14 protein-coding genes are annotated in these 17,935 nt (G+C 36.6%); 5 read left to right on the top strand and 9 right to left on the bottom strand.

All coding sequences use genetic code 11. From position 1 onward, the window contains the following. Positions 1-60 precede the first annotated feature (60 nt). A complete protein-coding gene (locus WBG45_RS16195) occupies positions 61-1,614 on the top strand; it encodes a fatty acid--CoA ligase family protein (protein WP_424416118.1) in 1,554 nt (517 codons plus the stop codon). A gap of 236 nt (positions 1,615-1,850) precedes the next feature. On the opposite strand, the gene nadA is transcribed toward WBG45_RS16195, so the two are convergent. From nadA to nadB, 3 genes are read right to left on the bottom strand one after another with little or no spacing between them, the layout of a single operon-like run. Continuing rightward, positions 1,851-2,945, bottom strand: a complete 1,095-nt coding sequence (nadA, locus tag WBG45_RS16190; protein ID WP_424416117.1) for a quinolinate synthase NadA — start codon at positions 2,943-2,945, stop codon at positions 1,851-1,853. After that, positions 2,942-3,796, bottom strand: coding sequence for a carboxylating nicotinate-nucleotide diphosphorylase (gene nadC, locus WBG45_RS16185; protein WP_424416116.1), 855 nt, complete (start codon positions 3,794-3,796; stop codon positions 2,942-2,944). Before nadC ends, nadA begins: the two co-directional genes overlap by 4 nt. Beyond that, a complete protein-coding gene (gene nadB / locus WBG45_RS16180; protein WP_424416115.1) occupies positions 3,793-5,334 on the bottom strand; it encodes an L-aspartate oxidase in 1,542 nt (513 codons plus the stop codon). The genes nadC and nadB overlap by 4 nt, the downstream gene beginning before the upstream one ends. 114 nt (positions 5,335-5,448) lie before the next feature. Between nadB and WBG45_RS16175 the strand changes: the two genes are divergently transcribed. Further along, on the top strand, positions 5,449-6,585 hold the full coding sequence (locus tag WBG45_RS16175; protein ID WP_424416114.1) for an IscS subfamily cysteine desulfurase: 1,137 nt from the start codon (positions 5,449-5,451) through the stop codon (positions 6,583-6,585). Between the two features lie 412 nt (positions 6,586-6,997). Here WBG45_RS16175 and WBG45_RS16170 read toward each other — a convergent pair whose 3' ends face one another. Then, complete coding sequence (locus WBG45_RS16170) at positions 6,998-7,135, bottom strand: hypothetical protein (protein ID WP_155979631.1); 138 nt, start codon at positions 7,133-7,135, stop codon at positions 6,998-7,000. Then, a complete protein-coding gene (locus WBG45_RS16165) occupies positions 7,135-8,424 on the bottom strand; it encodes a helix-turn-helix domain-containing protein (RefSeq protein ID WP_424416113.1) in 1,290 nt (429 codons plus the stop codon). Before WBG45_RS16165 ends, WBG45_RS16170 begins: the two co-directional genes overlap by 1 nt. Before the next feature lie 267 nt (positions 8,425-8,691). Between WBG45_RS16165 and WBG45_RS16160 the strand changes: the two genes are divergently transcribed. Continuing rightward, positions 8,692-8,988, top strand: a complete 297-nt coding sequence (locus tag WBG45_RS16160) for a DUF3006 domain-containing protein (RefSeq protein ID WP_424416112.1) — start codon at positions 8,692-8,694, stop codon at positions 8,986-8,988. 100 nt (positions 8,989-9,088) lie between these two features. Here the strand turns inward: WBG45_RS16160 and WBG45_RS16155 are convergent, their stop codons facing one another. Then, positions 9,089-10,378: a helix-turn-helix domain-containing protein gene (locus tag WBG45_RS16155; protein ID WP_424416111.1), complete on the bottom strand. Its 1,290-nt coding sequence runs from the start codon at positions 10,376-10,378 to the stop codon at positions 9,089-9,091. A 240-nt stretch (positions 10,379-10,618) separates the two neighbouring features. On the opposite strand from WBG45_RS16155, the gene WBG45_RS16150 reads away from it, so the two are divergent. Continuing rightward, positions 10,619-10,828 carry a hypothetical protein gene (locus WBG45_RS16150; protein ID WP_424416110.1) on the top strand — a complete coding sequence of 70 codons (210 nt, stop codon included), beginning with the start codon at positions 10,619-10,621 and terminating at the stop codon, positions 10,826-10,828. A 51-nt stretch (positions 10,829-10,879) separates the two neighbouring features. On the opposite strand, the gene WBG45_RS16145 is transcribed toward WBG45_RS16150, so the two are convergent. The 3 genes from WBG45_RS16145 to WBG45_RS16135 all read right to left on the bottom strand — a co-directional run bounded on the left by WBG45_RS16145 (position 10,880) and on the right by WBG45_RS16135 (position 15,793). Then, a complete protein-coding gene (locus WBG45_RS16145; protein WP_424416109.1) occupies positions 10,880-12,019 on the bottom strand; it encodes a zinc-dependent alcohol dehydrogenase in 1,140 nt (379 codons plus the stop codon). 169 nt (positions 12,020-12,188) lie between these two features. After that, a complete protein-coding gene (locus WBG45_RS16140) occupies positions 12,189-14,051 on the bottom strand; it encodes a SpoIIE family protein phosphatase (RefSeq protein ID WP_424416108.1) in 1,863 nt (620 codons plus the stop codon). Between the two features lie 164 nt (positions 14,052-14,215). Further along, complete coding sequence (locus WBG45_RS16135) at positions 14,216-15,793, bottom strand: FAD-dependent oxidoreductase (RefSeq protein WP_424416107.1); 1,578 nt, start codon at positions 15,791-15,793, stop codon at positions 14,216-14,218. Positions 15,794-15,949: 156 nt separating this feature from the next. On the opposite strand from WBG45_RS16135, the gene WBG45_RS16130 reads away from it, so the two are divergent. Further along, positions 15,950-17,932, top strand: coding sequence for a S9 family peptidase (locus tag WBG45_RS16130; RefSeq protein WP_424416106.1), 1,983 nt, complete (start codon positions 15,950-15,952; stop codon positions 17,930-17,932). Positions 17,933-17,935 lie beyond the last annotated feature (3 nt).

Raw genomic sequence — 17,935 nt, 5'->3', positions numbered from 1 at the left:
TATATAATGAAGATATTGAATAATGAATGAGTATTCATTCAATACAAAGGGGAATTACATATGAATTTAGTGTCTCGTGTTCTTGAAACTGCTTTAGAACAACCGAATAAAACAGCTTATCATTTTATGGGTAGCGATACGTCGTATGCAGAGTTTGATCAATCCATTTCACGCTTCGCTTCAGCCTTACGTGAATTAGGTGTTGAAAAAGGTGATCATGTTGCTTTTTTACTTGGTAATACACCACATTTTTTAATTTCACTTTATGCAACAATGCGTTTAGGGGCAACGGCAATTCCTATCAATCCAATTTATACACCTGATGAGATTTCTTACATTCTTCAAAACAGCGACGCTAAGGCAGTAATTGCGCTTGATATGTTATTACCATTGATTGAAAAAGTATCTGGCTCATTCCCTTCTGTACTTACATATGTCATCTGTGAAACAACACCAGAGGCAGGGGAAAAGATTTCTGCTCTTCCAGAAGATGTTCGCAAGAAAGTGAAACCGTTTACACAGTTAATTAAGACATCTTCACCTGACGTATTACCAGTCGATATTTCACCAGATGACAATGCAGTTATCTTATATACATCTGGCACAACAGGACGTCCAAAAGGAGCAATGTTAACGCATGAGAACTTATTCTCAAACGCGCGTGATACGGCAGATTATTTAGGATTTACTGGTTCAGATAAAGTGTTGGCTACATTGCCAGTATTCCATGTTTTTGCACTAACCGTTGTGGTAAATGCACCACTTTTAAAAGGAGCAACGATTTTACTTGTACCACGATTTACCCCTCAAGATGTGTTTGACATGGCTAAGAATCAACAAGCTACTGTCTTTGCAGGGGTTCCAACCATGTATAATTTCTTATATCAATCTCCACAGACGAGTGTTGAAGATTTTTCAACAATACGATTGGCAATCTCAGGGGGTTCTTCATTACCAGTAGCATTGCTTCATAACTTTGAAGATAAGTTTAAAGTGCGTATTTCAGAAGGATACGGTTTGTCTGAAGCTTCACCTGTAACTTGTTTCAATCCACTGGATCGGGATCGTAAGCCAGGTTCAATTGGTACGTCAATTCGAAATGTTGAAAATCGCATTGTAAATGAATTAGGCGAGGATGTTCAAGTAGGCGAAGTGGGAGAGCTAATTGTACGTGGACCAAACGTTATGAAAGGCTATTACAAAATGCCTGAAGAAACTGCTGCAACGATTCGCGATGGCTGGTTGTATACAGGGGATTTAGCTAAAATCGATGAAGATGGTTATTTCTATATAGTGGATCGTAAAAAAGATTTAGTCATTGTCGGTGGCTACAATGTCTATCCACGTGAAGTAGAGGAAGTATTATTCGCACATCCTGGTGTCGTAGAGGCAGCTGTAATAGGCATGCCTGATGCAAACTTTGGAGAGGCAGTTCACGCGTATGTAGTAGTAAAAGATGAAACAACTGATGTAGAAACATTAAGTTCTTATTGCGCTGAGCATTTAGCGAAATACAAAATACCTCGTAACTTTGAGTTTTTAACTGAATTACCAAAGAATACGACCGGAAAAATTTTGCGTCGCTCGTTAAAAGATTTAGCTCTTTCTAAATAATAGACTACCAGACACATTTAAGTGTCTGGTTTTTTTGTGCACGAGTAATGAAAGGTGTTTCGTTGCAACTTTGGGGATTTCGTTGCAACTTTTTCGTTTTCGTTGCAACTTTCTCGGTTTCGTTGCAACTTTTCAAATTTGGTTGCAACTATCCAAAATCCTCCTAATTATCTTCCGAAAATTAACCTGAAACTCCAAACAAAAAACCATTCCACTAATGTGAAATGGTCCTTTACTTATAACATTTTCTCCAAAGCCATTTTCGCTTCTACTGAGGTTTTGTCATCGACTACAATTTGATTGATAACACGACCTTCAACAAGTTCTTCTAGTGCCCAAGTTAAATGGGGCAAGTCTATTCGGTTCATCGTTAGACAAGGACACATAAATGGGTTCAAGGATACGATATCACGATCCGGATAGGTAGCGATTAGACGATTAACTAAATTCATTTCTGTACCAATTGCCCACTTTGAGCCAACTTCTGACGCGGCAATCATATCAATAATGTATTTCGTCGAGCCTGCAAAATCAGAGGCATTGACGACTTCATACGTGCATTCAGGATGCACAAGAATTTGGCGGTCCGGTTCTTTGTCACGTAAATTCTCTACGTGTTTTGGTAAGAAATTCATGTGTACAGAACAATGACCCTTCCATAAAATCACACGGACATCTTCTAGAGCACATTGAAGTTCAAGCTTTTGTTTAATCGGGTCCCAAATAGCCATTTGCTCTAAAGGAATACCTAGCTTAACTGCCGTGTTCCGACCTAAATGTTGATCTGGTAAAAAGAGCATTCGTTGTTTTTGTGTCAATGCCCATTCAACCATTTCCTCTGCGTTGGAAGAGGTAACAGTTGCACCACCATTGCGGCCAACAAAAGCTTTAATGGCTGCGGTCGAATTGACATAAGTTAACGGGACGATTGTGTCTCCAAAGTGTTTTTGTAACTCAATCCAAGCACGTTCGGTTTGATCAATATTCGCCATATCAGCCATTGAACAACCTGCACGCATATCTGGAAGAATGACTGCTTGATTTGGAGTCGTTAAAATGTCAGCAGTTTCTGCCATAAAATGAACACCACAAAAAATAATGTAATCTGCAGTTTGTTTTGAGGCGATTTGAGATAGTTGTAAAGAGTCCCCCGTAACGTCTGCATATGTAATCACTTCATCTTTTTGATAATGGTGTCCAAGAATATACAATCTCTCACCGAGAAGCTTTTTCGCGTTTAGGGCACGTTGATGAAGTTCTTCCGTAGATGCATTTAAATAGTGAGCGGGAATCGCATCAGCTAGTTGTAATTCTTCTAATAAAGATGTCATACGAACACAGCCTCCTTGCTTGAAACAGACAAATTCATACTAATATCTATATTTGAAACACTATGTGTTAAAGCTCCGATGGAAATAACATCCACACCTGTATCTCGATAAGCCGCTAATTTTCTTAAATCTATTCCGCCTGAAGCTTCTGTTCGAATAGAAGAAGGGACTAGCTTTGCCCAGTGCGTCATTGTTTCAGGTGTCTGATTATCAAACATAATGACATGGGGTTGTGCGGCAATCGCTTCTTGTAATTGATGTTCTGTTTCGACTTCGACTTCAATCATTACCATATGACCTAGTGAAGCTCTAACTTTTTCAACAGCCTGTGTAATGGATCCTGCCGCAGCAATATGATTATCTTTTAACATTACCGCGTCGTATAAGCCAATGCGATGGTTGAAACCACCACCAGTGCGCACCGCATATTTTTCAAACATTCGAAGACCAGGTGTAGTTTTTCGTGTATCTACGATACGAGTATGGGAAGACCCTAAAGTTTCTACGCATTTTGCTGTTAATGTGGCAATAGCACTCATCCGTTGCATCAAATTTAACAACACACGCTCTCCTGAAAGTAATGAAGCGACTGGACCGGATAAACGGACTACAGCTTCACCAGACTTTACATAATCCCCATCTGATTTTAATAATTCAACTTTCACGCCTTCGTCTAGTAATCCGTAACCCCATTTGAAACAGTGTAAACCAGCAATTACTCCATCTTCTTTAAAACGTACAATTGCTTCGCCTAGATCCGTTTCTTTGAAGAGGACGGAAGACACGTCACGGTCTCCTATATCTTCAATTAAGAAATGTTTTAACGCTTTTTCTACTTTCAAGCGGTTCATTTTACAGTCTCCTTACGTTCAATTTTGCGCGTACTAATCGACACCCCGTGGATGGATTGTTCAATTACTTTTCCTGTCCATTCGTCTGTAGAGGTCGGGTAATCATGACGATAGTGACCGCCTCTGCTTTCAGTTCGAAGAAAAGCGGATGTTGCGATCAAACTGCTCGCTGTATAACGGTGGATATATTGTATTTCTTGATTCGTATATTCAGAAAGATTTAACGGATGAAGCGGGAAATCGTTTACAAATGTATGTAATCCAGTCCCCGTCCGTATAATTCCAACTTGTTCCGTCATCCGCAATTTCATGTCACTTCTATTGACCTGATTCAACAACTTCGCATCAACCTGTATGGAATGTTTAGTACTTGGACGAATCACGTTTTCTTCTAATCTTTTAGCTAATCTATGTGCAAATACAAGCCCTTCTAATAATGAGTTACTGGCTAACCGATTTGCACCATGTACACCAGTTGAAGCAACTTCACCAATCGCATACAACTGAGACACAGATGTTTCTCCGACATCATTCGTTTTTACACCGCCCATGTGAAAATGGGCACCAGGGCGAACAGGTAATAATTCATGAAGAGGGTTTACACCATGACTTAAGCAATTTGCGAAAATGGATGGAAATTTTTCATCAAAGCGATAGATATGGCGTGCATCTAAAAATACGGGGTCATTCTTTTGCCAATGCCACTCTATAACTCGAGCCACAATGTCCCGTGGTGCTAACTCAAGTAAGGGGTGAACATCTTTCATCACTCGTTCACCGTCTTGATTCACAAGAAAAGCACCTTCACCTCTAACAGCCTCGGAAATAAGACCACATGATTTTCCATTCAATGTAAAAATAGTAGGGTGAAATTGAACAAATTCCAAATCCTCTAAAACGGCACCAGCATGATAGGCAAGCGATAAACCGTCGCCAGTGGCAACAGATGAATTAGATGTTTGGTTGAAAAGGTGACCAATCCCACCAGTAGCTAGAACAACATGTCGCGCATTTATAATATGTCTGCTCCCATGTTTATCACTTACTAAGACTCCTGTGCAACGACCTTCATAGAGTTGTAATTGTAATACGGAATGAAAAGGGAGTCTGGTTACTTTTTCTTGCGTATGTTTAAGCAGATACTGCATTAGCATCTTTCCAGTTTGATCGCCGCCTGCATGTAAAATTCTTCTTTGGGTGTGTGCGGCTTCTTGACCTAAATCTGGAATACCAATTATTGTTGCGTCAAAAGGGAGTCCTTGTGACATTAGTTTCTCGACAAGCACTTTCCCTTCTTGAACAAGGATGTCGACTCGTTCGGAGTGTGCATGATTAGCAGTGGCAAGCATCGTGTCAACGGCATGTGTCGAAGGTGAGTCAAAGGGAGCTAAAGAAGCTGCAATTCCACCTTGAGCAAGCGCAGTATTACTCGTGAAAGGATCTTCTTTTGTGAGGATGGCAATTGACATGGAAGAGGGGAGAGAATGAGCTAGCATCAACCCTGCAACACCACCACCAATAATGCAAATATCAAACATTCTTTACACCAACTTTACTGAAAGTTTACAAGTGTCTTGACACTATTAATGACATAAAGATACAGTGATTACAAGAAGAAAATCATTTTTTGAAAGGAATTTGGTGAAGAGACGATGATTTACTTAGATTCCGCAGCTACATCACCCATGAGAAAAGAAGCGCTGGATGCTTATATTGAAGCTGCTACATCAGCATTTGGAAACACCCAAAGTTTGCATGATGCTGGCTCCACGGCAGCTGATTACGTAGCTTCATGTAGACAAATGTGGGCACGTTTTTTAAATGGACGGGAAGAAGGCATTTACTTTACAGCAAATGCGTCAGAAGGAAATCAATTAACGATTAGATCGCTATTACGAGGAAGACCACCGGAGTTCAAGGACATCGTAACGACGAAATTAGAACATGCCTCTGTATTAACCACGATGCACGAATTAGAAAAAGAAGGTTATCGTATTCATTACATTCCAGTAAATATTTTTGGAGTTATAGATATCCAGGCATTTGAACAAACTGTAAGTCATGAAACTGCTTTAGTCGTCATGCAACTAGTCAACTCGGAAATGGGTGCCATTCAACCTGTTAAAGCCTGTGCCAATTATGCAAAGCAATATGACGTTCCGATTCATTGTGATATCGTTCAAGGGTTTGGGAAAATTCCACTAAATGTGACTGAATTAGGTGTAACATCTGTTGTGTGTTCAGCGCATAAAATAGGGGGACCAAAAGGAGTAGGAATCGTTTATATAAACCCTTCTATACACTGGGAATCAGTATATGAAGGCACCACACACCAACATGGCTTTCGAGCTGGTACAGTCGATGTTCCTGCGATAGTAGCGGCAACAATTGCTGCCAAATATGCACTAGCTGATCAACCAGAAGCTTTTCAACAGGCATTGCTATTGCAAAAATTTGTGTTAGAGAACTTACCACTAAATGTTCAATTGGTTGGGCGTCAATCCATGAAGTCTCCCTTTATTTTAGGACTCATTATGCCTCATGTGGAAGGGCAATGGATGATGCTTGAATGTAATCGCCATCAAATTGCCATCTCTACTGGTACTGCTTGTAAAATCGGATTTGGAGAGGCAATGTCTGCCATGAGTGCAATTGGCTATGAAAGTGACGAGGCAAGAAAATTTGTCCGTATTTCCTTTAACCAACATACAACAGTCGAAGAAGTAGAAGCATTTTTAAAAGTTGTAAAACAATCTCTTTATGAAAACAAAATAAAAGCCACACTGTAAATGGGTGGCTTTTGACGATGGTACAATTCAATCATTGCGTTTCGTTGCTTTCTTCAACCACAAGTTTATCCGTGAGCTCTTGTTGGGTAATAGGTTGAGGTAAGATTAATTAAATTGTGGGCTTTCATGAAACTGAAACATGAGCAAATGCGTACTATATACATATAAAGAATTCGTGGGAAGGGAGTGAACCAAATTGAATCTAGGTGATGTCATTTTCACTATTATTATTTTCATAATTCCTCTGATCATCATAGGGCTACTAATCTTTATGTTCATTTCAATGAAAAGACGTAAAGATAAACTTAACCAAATAGAACACTCACTCTCTGAAGGAGTATCTAAAAGACAAATTAAATAATAAAAAAAGCAGAAATGACTTGAATTGAATCAAGTCGTTTCTGCTTTTTAATTAGCTACTTAGTGTAGCTGTACCAGGTTGAATACTTGTGATTCTTGGAAGCATTTCGGCTGCATTAGATTGAGACGGTTGAGCAAAACCTCCAACAAATACTGTTACTAATAAAATTGCTAATAATTTTTTCTTCATTATAAATCCTCCCAGTAATTAATTGATTTTATTTTATATGAAAAGCTTATTGCTTTTTGTAAATAAAGAGTAGAATTTTTATATTTTCTAATTTCTGAATACTTATTACCTAATAATATTGAATATTTATAAACATAATGAAATTCATTATTACTTTCAAAATAGTCAATTGCATTTACTAAGATACTTTCAAATTCTAAATCTTTATTGTGTAACAATTTATAAATATTAAAGTGATAAAAATAGGATAAATAGTCGTTATCTAAAAGTTTAGAAATGTACTCAAGACCAGTATTCGTCCATTGTAATACCATCAAGTCATCATTTTGTTTGGAATATTCTTTGGCAATAGAATAGATGGTTAAAAGATAATTCTCGTCTCCAGAAGAGTTTTTGAGACTTTCTTTAAAATATTCAATTGCTATTTTTGATTGACCTTGAATAGCGAATAAGGAGCCTAAATTGTGATTGATAATCTCAGTATATTCACTCAATTTAAAGTTTATGACAATTTTCTTAGCCAATAAAAAGCTTTCTTCTGCGTTTTTAAAATTTAAATTTAGTTTATAAGCTATTCCAATGACAATATAGCAATCAATAGCTCTGTTGAATATTAAATTATCTTTATAAAACTTTAAAGATTTAGTGGAATACTCGATTGTGTTTAAAAGGTGATTATTAGAAAGATACGACATACTCAGTGCATGGTAAAAGTCTGCAAATTCCCATTCTTGAAGATGAAAGTTAGTTACATATTCAAGCGCTGATTCAAAATAACTTAGTGAAAGCTTATAATCTCTTACTAGGTAATAATAGAAGCCGCAATTTTTGTTGAATATAAAATGTTGTCTTTCATCGAACTTCTCTTGCATTTGATCTAATGCATTCATCAGATTTTTTACTTTGTTAACATCAGCTTCTGTAATTAATGATAGTCGAAATAAATAGAGATTATACGTAAAAAAGTTACTTTCATCAACAAAAAGAAAATTTCTTTTATTATATGTAGTTAGCCTTTCTGTTATCTCGCTTTTATTTCTTTCAATGATTGCTTCTTTGTAGAGCAAATAAAGTTCTGATAGAAACTTCAATTCTTGTTCAGTCGAAAGATCTTCGTAATCTAATTCCAGTCTTTCCAAAAGAAGTTGTAGTACATCCTCACTAGGTATAGTTTGGTTATTCTCAATCTTACTTAAGTAGGATGTTGAACAGATGCCTTTGGCTAGACTCACTTGCTTCATATTCTGTTGGATACGTGCCATTTTGATGAGCAAACCAATATTATTCATATATCCACCTTTTATACTACTAGAGTAATTGAGTAATATCTACTACATGAGGTTGGGAAACATTATAGGAATACCTATAAAAAAACGCATGTTTTGGAAAAAAGTTTCCCAACCTGTTTTTCTTCCTAATTCTATCTTAACGAATTATGATTATATTGTAACTAGTAAATCATTTAATATCTCTTCAAATTCTACGTTTATTAAGAATATTTAGCAATTAATAACTTTCTACAAGCAAAAACATCATTTAAAAGGGAGCTGTTCACTATGTTTACAGGAAGAATGTACAAATTGGATCGATTTGAAGAAGATTTAGCAGTTCTTTTAGAATTCCCTAGTGAATCAAATGTTTTAGTGGTTCCAATGGATGATTTAAAGCATGATATGAAGGTCGGCGACATATTGTTAGTGGATATAGAAGAAGAAGGATTTATTATTTCGAAGGTTAACAAACGTACTGTCAATAAACAAAAGAATGCAGAATCTCTTTGTCCTTCGAAGAAAATTAACAGTTATTATATTGACTATGAACATGGTTGTTTAGTTTATACGACAGCAAGTTAATCATCGCGTTCAGAGACATCTTCGCCAATGTCTATGACATATACAGAAAAGCCTGTAACTATTTCCCCCGACCTCGGGAAATAGTTACAGGCTTTTTGCATTATAAATCTTCCCAATAAGATATTTTCTGCTTTTTAAACATGTTCTCATTTGAATATGAAAAGTATTTTGCTGCATTCTTGTATTTGTTCAGTTCTTGATAAAAATTTCCTAGTAAGAGGGAGTATTTATGTGAATGACGATAATCTTTAATTTCTTTGAAATAATTATATGCATCGATAGTTACTTTTTCAAATAAGTTTGGGTTTTTTTCTCTTGCTAAATAAACATTGAAATGATGAGAAAATGTTTGAGTGCTTGCATTTGAACAATCATTAATTAAGGATAGTCCAAGAGTAGACCATTTCATTATTTCTTCGGAATTCTTTAGTTTAGAATATTCCTTTACAAGAGAATATATAGGAAGCAACTTCTCGACAGGATCTTTTCTGGCCTCAAGGCTTTCCAAATAATATTGAATCGCTACATCTGTGAGGCCTTTTCTAGTTGCAGAACTCCCTAAGTTTTGTTTAATTATAGGGAAATTCTCAACCAAATTGAGTTGAGAAGCTATCTTTTGAGCAAGCAACAAATTTTGGTATGCTTCTTCATATTGATATGAATGATCTTGAGCAATTGACAAAATTAAATAACATTCAACGACGCGTGCATTATAAAATCCACTTTTGAAAAATTCGAGTGATTTTAGAATATATTCAATTGAAATTACCCATTGTTGTTGTGTTAAATAACAATGGCCTAATAAATACTGAAAATCGGCTTCTTCCCATTTTTCAATATTAATTCGTTTAAAATACTCAATTGCTTTTTCATAAGCTTGCAGAGTCGAATTAAAGTCCAACATAAATGAATAATAGCTACCAACATTTGAATGAAATAAAAACATCTGGTAGTCATTAAAATTACTTGAAAGCTCAGAAAGGGCCATAATTAATTCGCTTGTATCATTTTGGATATCTTGCACGATTAGCGTTAGTCTTAAAACCATAAGTTGATATGTATAATAGTTGGTTGAATCACTGAACATATAGCGTTCATTATTAATTTCCTTTAGTTGCTGGGCTACTAGTTCTCGGTCTTTGTTCATAACTGCATTGAAATAGATTTCTTTAATATGTTTAAGGTAACTTTCATCATCTAAATTTTTGTTTTGTGTAATGGAAAGTTCAAGTCGGTTTAATAATAAATCAATCACTTCTTGACTTGGAACAATTGAATTATTTTCGATTTTACTTAGATAAGAAGGCGTACATATTCCCTGAGCTAGTGTTATTTGCTTCATATTATTTCTGATTCGCTCAAGTTTAATGACGTGTCCAAAATTATTCATGGGCGATGTCTCCTTAGTCACTACAAAATTTAACAATTCTAATCTTTATCCTACTATACGTTGAAAAAACTTTAAACAAAAGTATTAGCAAGAAATTTATTTCATATAAACACGATTATTATGGTTTAAATGTGAAAACATTCCCAACTTTTTCGACATTTTTCGACGTTTATTTCATGTAGAATAAAACTATAGAATGAAACGAATAAAAAAGGTCGAAATAAAGAAGGGTGGTTCGTCATGAAAAATGGTACACAAGAGTTTATGGAATTTACAATTGATTGGATGCTTTTACGAATGCAAAGAATTGTGAATAAGCCTATACACTTTATTGCCTTAACTTTTTTTGTGATGTTTTTGATTTATACCGTAACTTCTTTACTACCTATACTTGGTGAAAGTGTCATAGAAGTCAAAAAGCATATGAACACAGACGGGATTCGCTTTTAACAATAAAACAAAAAATTCTCTTTAGCATCTTTTATGCTAAAGAGAATTTTTTTAAGGCTTCAACACAAACTTAATACTTTCATCTTCATGATCGTTAAATAATTGGTATGCCTCACTTGCTCTAGCGAGTGGAACGGTATGTGTAATAATTTCAGTTGGGTCGAATTCACCCTTGGTGATTTTATCGAAAAGCAGCGGCATGTAATGGATGACAGGTGCTTGCCCCATTTTTAACGTTACATTCCGTTCGAATATATTACCGAGAGGGAACATGTTATATAAAGAGCCATATACACCTGTCATTTGAATTGTTCCGAATTTTCGTACCGAATTCAAAGCGATGTCAATCGCACTCAGTGTACCTCCTTGCAATTTAAGCTTCTGTTCTACTTTTTCTACCATGGTTTTTTTACCATCCATGCCGACGCAATCAATAACAACGTCAACACCTCCATGGGTTATTTCTTTAATATGGCCACCCATATCTTTATAGTCATCGAAATTGAACACTTCAACATTGTTCATTTTAATCGCATGTTTTAAGCGATAAGGCAAATGGTCAACTGCGATTACCCGTTTTGCACCTTTCATCCATGCAAATTTCTGAACCATCAACCCAATTGGACCCGACCCTAACACTGCCACAGTATCTCCAGCCTTCATTCCCGAATTTTCAACACTCCAGTATGCAGTCGGTAATACGTCAGACATAAAGAGAAGTGATTCATCTTCGAGTTCACACGATTCTGGGATTACGAAGGGCATGAAATTTCCATATGGCACCCGTAAAAACTCTGCTTGTCCTCCAGAGTAGTCTCCATAACGTTCAGTAAAACCAAAGTATCCGCCAGTATCCACTTTTGGATTGTCGTTAGAATTATCACATTGGCTTTCCATCTCGTGGTTACAATAGTAGCAATCCCCGCAAGAAACATTGAAAGGAAGGACGACTCGATCTCCTTTTTTTACTTTTGTCACTTCTGAGCCCACTTCTTCGACAATACCCATTGGCTCATGTCCAATCACATAATCTTTTCTAGCTGGAAGTGCACCTTGATAAATGTGGAGATCTGAACCGCAAATTGCTGTTGAAGTAATTCGGACGATAATATCATCTCGTTTTTCAAGTAGGGGATCTGGAACTTCTTTAACTTGGATATCTTTCGTTCCTTGAAATGTAACTGCCTTCATACATCATCCTCCTCAATAATAGTTCATCAATTGCTTTTCTCCGTGGCAATACTCAATTGAAAATATTGAAAATTATCACATATTTCTAAATTTACCCGCATCTTTTAAAAATAAAACATAAAAAACAAGTAGCTTTTATTCTTAAGCTACTTGCCAGTGTGGACTTTTTCTATGCTTTTAATACGATAACTGTTCGATCATCGTGTATGTTTCCTAGGCGTTGTTTTTCCACTTCGGAAATGAACTGTTTTGAAAGGGTATCAGCTGGTAATGATAAATCCGAATTACGAATAGTGTCCATTAAGTCTTTTAACAAATCGTCCTCAAGCTGCTTTCGGTCCTCAATCAATCCGTCCGTGTAGAGAACAACAATATCCCCTTCAATGAGCTCAATTGTTTTTGTTTCATACCTGGCATTTGCAAAAAAACCAATTGCCGCGCCCTTTGTTTCGAGAAGAGTGAATTTGTCTTCTTTTGAATGGTAAAGCAGGGAAGGCTCATGTCCTGCGGAACAATATTGCAGCACATTTGTTTCTTCATCATAAATCAACGTGAACATGGTCATAAAGTGCTCTGACTTGCTGTATTTGGAAAACATACGATTAATGAATTGAACAAACTGATCTGGGGTTTCTTGATGTAAATTTACGTGTTCAATTGCGCCAATCATTAACGAAGTTTGAACTGCAGCTGGAATCCCTTTTCCGCTTATATCCGCAATAGTCACCATCGTTTTACTACCCTGTTTGATGGTGTTATAAAAATCCCCATTTAACCGTTTGAAAGGGAAAGAGACAAAGCCAATTTGTTCGCCAGATGAGATATTGGAAAAGAAATCTTTTTGGACAGTAGCCGCTGTTTCAATTTCAAAATCAGTTACTAATTTCTCTTTCGCCAAACGTTCATTTTCTATCGCTTCGCGTAAGTCTCGTAATGTATAAAAGTATCCAATAATTTGCTTGTTTTCAATTAAAGGAAAACGATCAATCTCTACAGGTATTTTTTCCCCTTTGTAGGATGTGATTTCTTCATAAATTTCACCCATAGTTGCTTTACTTTCAAATTGACTTATCAATAAAGTGTTATCTGATAAAGAAGGCAGGTCTAATAATTCTTTTGCTGAAATATTAACATATTGGATAGCCCCTTTAGAATCAGTTTCGATAATACCAAGCTCTAGCATATTAAACATCATTCGATTACGATCATGTAAGCGAGTGATTTTTTGATAGGGGGCTTTTACGCTAACTGTGTACAAAACACTGAAAAACATTAAATATCCGATGATTTTAAATAAATGTCCGGCCATGTTGAGATAGGCATCTACTGATTTATATTGGACAAAAAAGATAGAGGACAAGGCTATGGAAAATGAGCCAATGACATACAAATTACGAATAACAAAATCATCAAATTTTTCCGTATTTCTCAAACAATAAAATACAACTGTGATATGAAGCATGACAGTGATTAATTCAAGTAAGTTTTTGAAAAGTGTAGGTGCGCCATCAACATTGAGTAAAGGTAATTGCTGGTGGAAAATGAAGACCACAGAAATTATCAATAATGTATAGATTATCGTAGTCGTAAAAGCGACGTTACGATTAATTTTCTTAATTATCGCAGGGATGAAAAAAACTACCGTTAAAGCAATACTTTCTGTTAATCGAGCAACTATCCAAAACCACGTAGAAGTCATGGTTGTACTTTCAATAAAGAATAATGGCATCCCAAGAAAGGTCAAAGAATGGATCGTATCGATAATGCCAACTGAAAAGAAAGCTGCGGCAAGGAATATAGGGAACTGATTTTCTCTTTCTTTGTACGTAATCCAACCATGTATAGCGATGCTCATGGATATGAAAATGGATACCATTTCAATGAGTAAATGCATAGAAGCATGACTAGGACGAAACGGTTCATATAACTCACTGAAAGTAGTTGGAAAGACAAAAAAACTTGCGCAAGTTATGCACAAGATTAAAATATAGACACTTAAACGAGCAGTTGTATTAGGTGTAAATAGATTCATAATCTTCTCCAATAACTTTAAGATATACATATTGTGATATTTTAATCGGATATGTACTGATTTTTTTATAGCGAAATAAAGGCATTTATATATATTTTAGCTTTTAAATAGGAAAAAAGCCAACCCCTCAATTTACCAAAGGAGGTTGGCTTAATAATAAACAATTATTTTTTTTCCAAAGGTTTTACGGCAGGACCTTCTAACACATCACCTGTATAAGAGAAACGTGAACCGTGACATGGGCAATCCCACGATCGTTCTCCATCGTTCCAGTGAACGTCACAACCTAAATGCGTACAAGTTGGTTTAACTAAGTGAAGTTTACCGTTCTTATCTTTATATGCACCTGTCTTATGGTTATCAATCATGACAATGCGTCCTTCGTCATTTTTTATATCTTCCACTGAATCTTTTGGTCGGTCGAATTTACCGGTCACTAATTCTTTTGCTACATTGGCGTTCATTTTCGCAAAATGTTTAGCGTCTTCTTTTTTCATTTTTGATCGAGTGGGTGAGTATAAGTCTTTATATGGATTGAATTTATTTTGTGCAAGATCAGCAAGTAGTAAACCGGCAGCAGTCCCATTTGTCATACCCCATTTTGAAAAACCAGTTGCTAAAAATACATGTGACGAACCACTAGACATTTCTCCAATATAGGGAAGGCGGTCAAGTGTCTCATAATCTTGTGCTGACCAATGCGTATCGATCGTTTCAACTTGGAAGTGTTGTTTGGCAAATTGAGTTAATGTTTCATAACGTTGAGTGGTAGATACGTCATGAGAATCATCGTCATGTTGTCCTGTTTTATGACCTTCTCCACCAACAATCACATAGCTTTCGCCTTTGTCTCCTTTAGCTGTACGAATGGAGCGGCTAGGCTTTTCTACATTAATGTACATCCCATTCATTTGCTCACTTGGAACCTTTACACAAACTGCATAGGACCGTTGCGGGGACAATCGTGAAAAATAAAACCCTTCTTTATCGTTAAAAGGAAAGTGACTTGTTACTAATGCTTGATTGGCCTTAATAATATGTCCTTCCATCGTTTCGATGAGAACGACATCGTTATCTTCTCTAAGTGATTTGGCGCGGGTATCTTCGTAAAAAATTACACCCAGTTTCTGTGCCTCTTTAACTAAAGCGTTAATATATTTGACTGGATGAAATTGAGCTTGATTAGGTAGAGTTAATGTTTCGCTAACTGGAAAAGGGAGTTCATTTTTAGATGTTGACAGTTCTCCGGGAATCTTTAATTGGTCATATGCTGCTTTCTCCGTATGTAATTGTTCAACCCCTTGAGGAGTTTGTGCATAGAGAACCGCGTGACGTTCTTCATAATCACAATCGATAGCAAGTGAATCGACCCATTTTTTGATTTGCTCTCGTGCCTTTTCGTTTGCATCAAAGTATTGACGTGCTTCATTTTTACTGAATGTCTGTATTAATTCATCATAAATAACGCCATGCTGAGCTGTTATTTTAGCGGTAGTAAATCCAGTAGTACCACTGACGATTTTACTTCCTTCTATAACTTTAACAGTCACACCTGCTTTTGCGAGCACGTAGGCAGCTGTGACCCCAGCAATGCCAGCTCCAATAATACAAACATCTGTTGTAAGATTTTCTGTTAAAGCTGGATACGTTTTATTAGATCGTTCTTTTCTCCAATAGGATTTTGTGAATTTTGGTAGTTCAAGTGGACACATAAGAATCCCTCCCGCAAGTAGTTTCTTCATTATTACCCATTTCCAGAAAATACAATCATTCTCCGTTTTATTTCATCTTTTCAACATGAAATTATTTATGGATGGAAAATTTATGCTTCATAATTAAAGGAAAACTCTTACGATTGTCGAAATAGATAATATACGGCAACATTGGGAGGAATTATCATGACAAAACGTAAATTAACAATTGAAGATTTAAATAAGTTGGTTTCGGTTACTCAACCTACACTAGCACCCAACCAAAAAGAAGCAGTTTTTGTACAAACAAAAATTAATGATAAAGACAATACATATCAAGCCAATTTATGGCATGTAGATTTGGAATCAAAGAAATTGACTCAGTGGACACATGGTAAGGAGAAAATTTCTTGTCCAAGCTATTCACAAGATGGCACTCAGCTGGCGTTTCTTTCTACGCGTGATGACAAAAACCAATTATATGTTTTATCCACAACAGGTGGAGAAGCACGAAAAGTTACTTCGTTTGAAAAAGGTGTTAGCAGTTTCTTATGGTCTCCATGTGGAAAGAAAATTTGGTTTTTGGCTCCTTTAAAAGAAGGAAAGAACTTTACAGATGAGCCAGACCTAGACAAAGAAGAAAAGAAAAATCCTGAACCTTATATCGTAAATAAAATGAAATATAAAATGGACGGAGCAGGTCTACTTCCTAACGACACGTATAAACATATTGGTGTTATAGACCTTGAAACTGAGGAAGTGACACAATTTACACAAGGAAATCATGTGTATGCTTTACAGGCGATTTCTCACAATGGAACGAAAATCGTGTTCAGTGTGAATCGTTCTGAAAATCTTGATTTTGAATTCCGACAAGTTTTGTATTTGGTTGATATTAAATCGAAAGAAGAAAACATAATAATTGACGAAGATGGTTACTTTGGTGGTGTGGCGTTTTCATTTGATGATAAAAAACTGGCGTTTGTGGGAAGTGATTCTGCTTATAAAAATGCTACGCATACGGAATTGTATATTTATGACCTCGAGTCAGGCGCTCGTGAAATTTTGACGGAAGGCATCGATGCACCGGTAGGAGATTATGTCGTTGCAGACAGTCAACAAGGAGCAGATGCACCAAGTGTAGTCTGGACGGAAGATAATCTCTTGTATTTCCAAGTGTCTACTATGGGTGACGTTCGTTTATATGCAGCTTCTTTAGAAGGTGAGATGTATCCTGCCACTGCTGAAGATGAACACGTATACGGCTATGATGTGGCGAAGTCTGGTGAGTTTGCACTCGTCACTGTTTCAAATTCAACGAAAATCGGTGAGCTTTATATTCAAACTATCGCTACTGGTGAACGCCAAACATTAACGTCATTTAATGAAGCATTTGAATGTGAAGTTGAACTTGTTCAACCACAAGCGATTATGTTCCTAGGGGCTCAACAGTGGGCTGTGCACGGCTGGTTAATGAAACCAGCAGGCTTTGTTGAAGGACAAAAATATCCCTTGATTGTGGAGATTCATGGCGGTCCACACGCGATGTTTGCCAATACGTTTTTCCATGAGCTTCAATTGTTATCTGCACAAGGATACGGGGTTCTATATATTAATCCTCGTGGAAGTCACGGCTACAGCCAACAATTTGTCGACGCAGTGCGTGGCGATTACGGTGGTGGTGATTATGAAGATATCATGGCAGCTGTTGACTCAGTGCTATCCGATCATGACTGGATTGATGAAAATCGTCTAGGTGTAACCGGGGGGAGTTATGGTGGCTTTATGACTAACTGGATTGTTGGTCATTCAAATCGATTTAAAGCTGCAGTCACTCAACGTTCGATTTCAAACTGGGTGAGTTTCTTTGGTGTATCAGATATCGGCTATTATTTTAATGAATGGCAAATTGGGGCAGATATGACAGACGTAGATAAACTGTGGAATCATTCACCTTTGAAATACGCTCAACATATTGAAACACCATTGCTCATCTTGCATAGTGAAAAAGATTTCCGTTGTCCGATTGAACAGGCAGAACAACTGTACATTACCTTAAAACAAATGAAGAAAGAGACAGGCTTTGTCCGTTTCCCAGATGCGGATCATAACTTATCGCGAACTGGCTATCCGAATCTACGCTATGCACGACTTGAACAAATTACTGGTTGGTTTAAACAGTATTTATGAGGT

Source organism: Paenisporosarcina sp. (assembly GCF_049671445.1).
Lineage (GTDB): Bacteria > Bacillota > Bacilli > Bacillales_A > Planococcaceae > Paenisporosarcina.
Note: the sequence above shows the minus strand (reverse complement) of the source record. Positions and strands in the feature narration are given on the sequence as shown.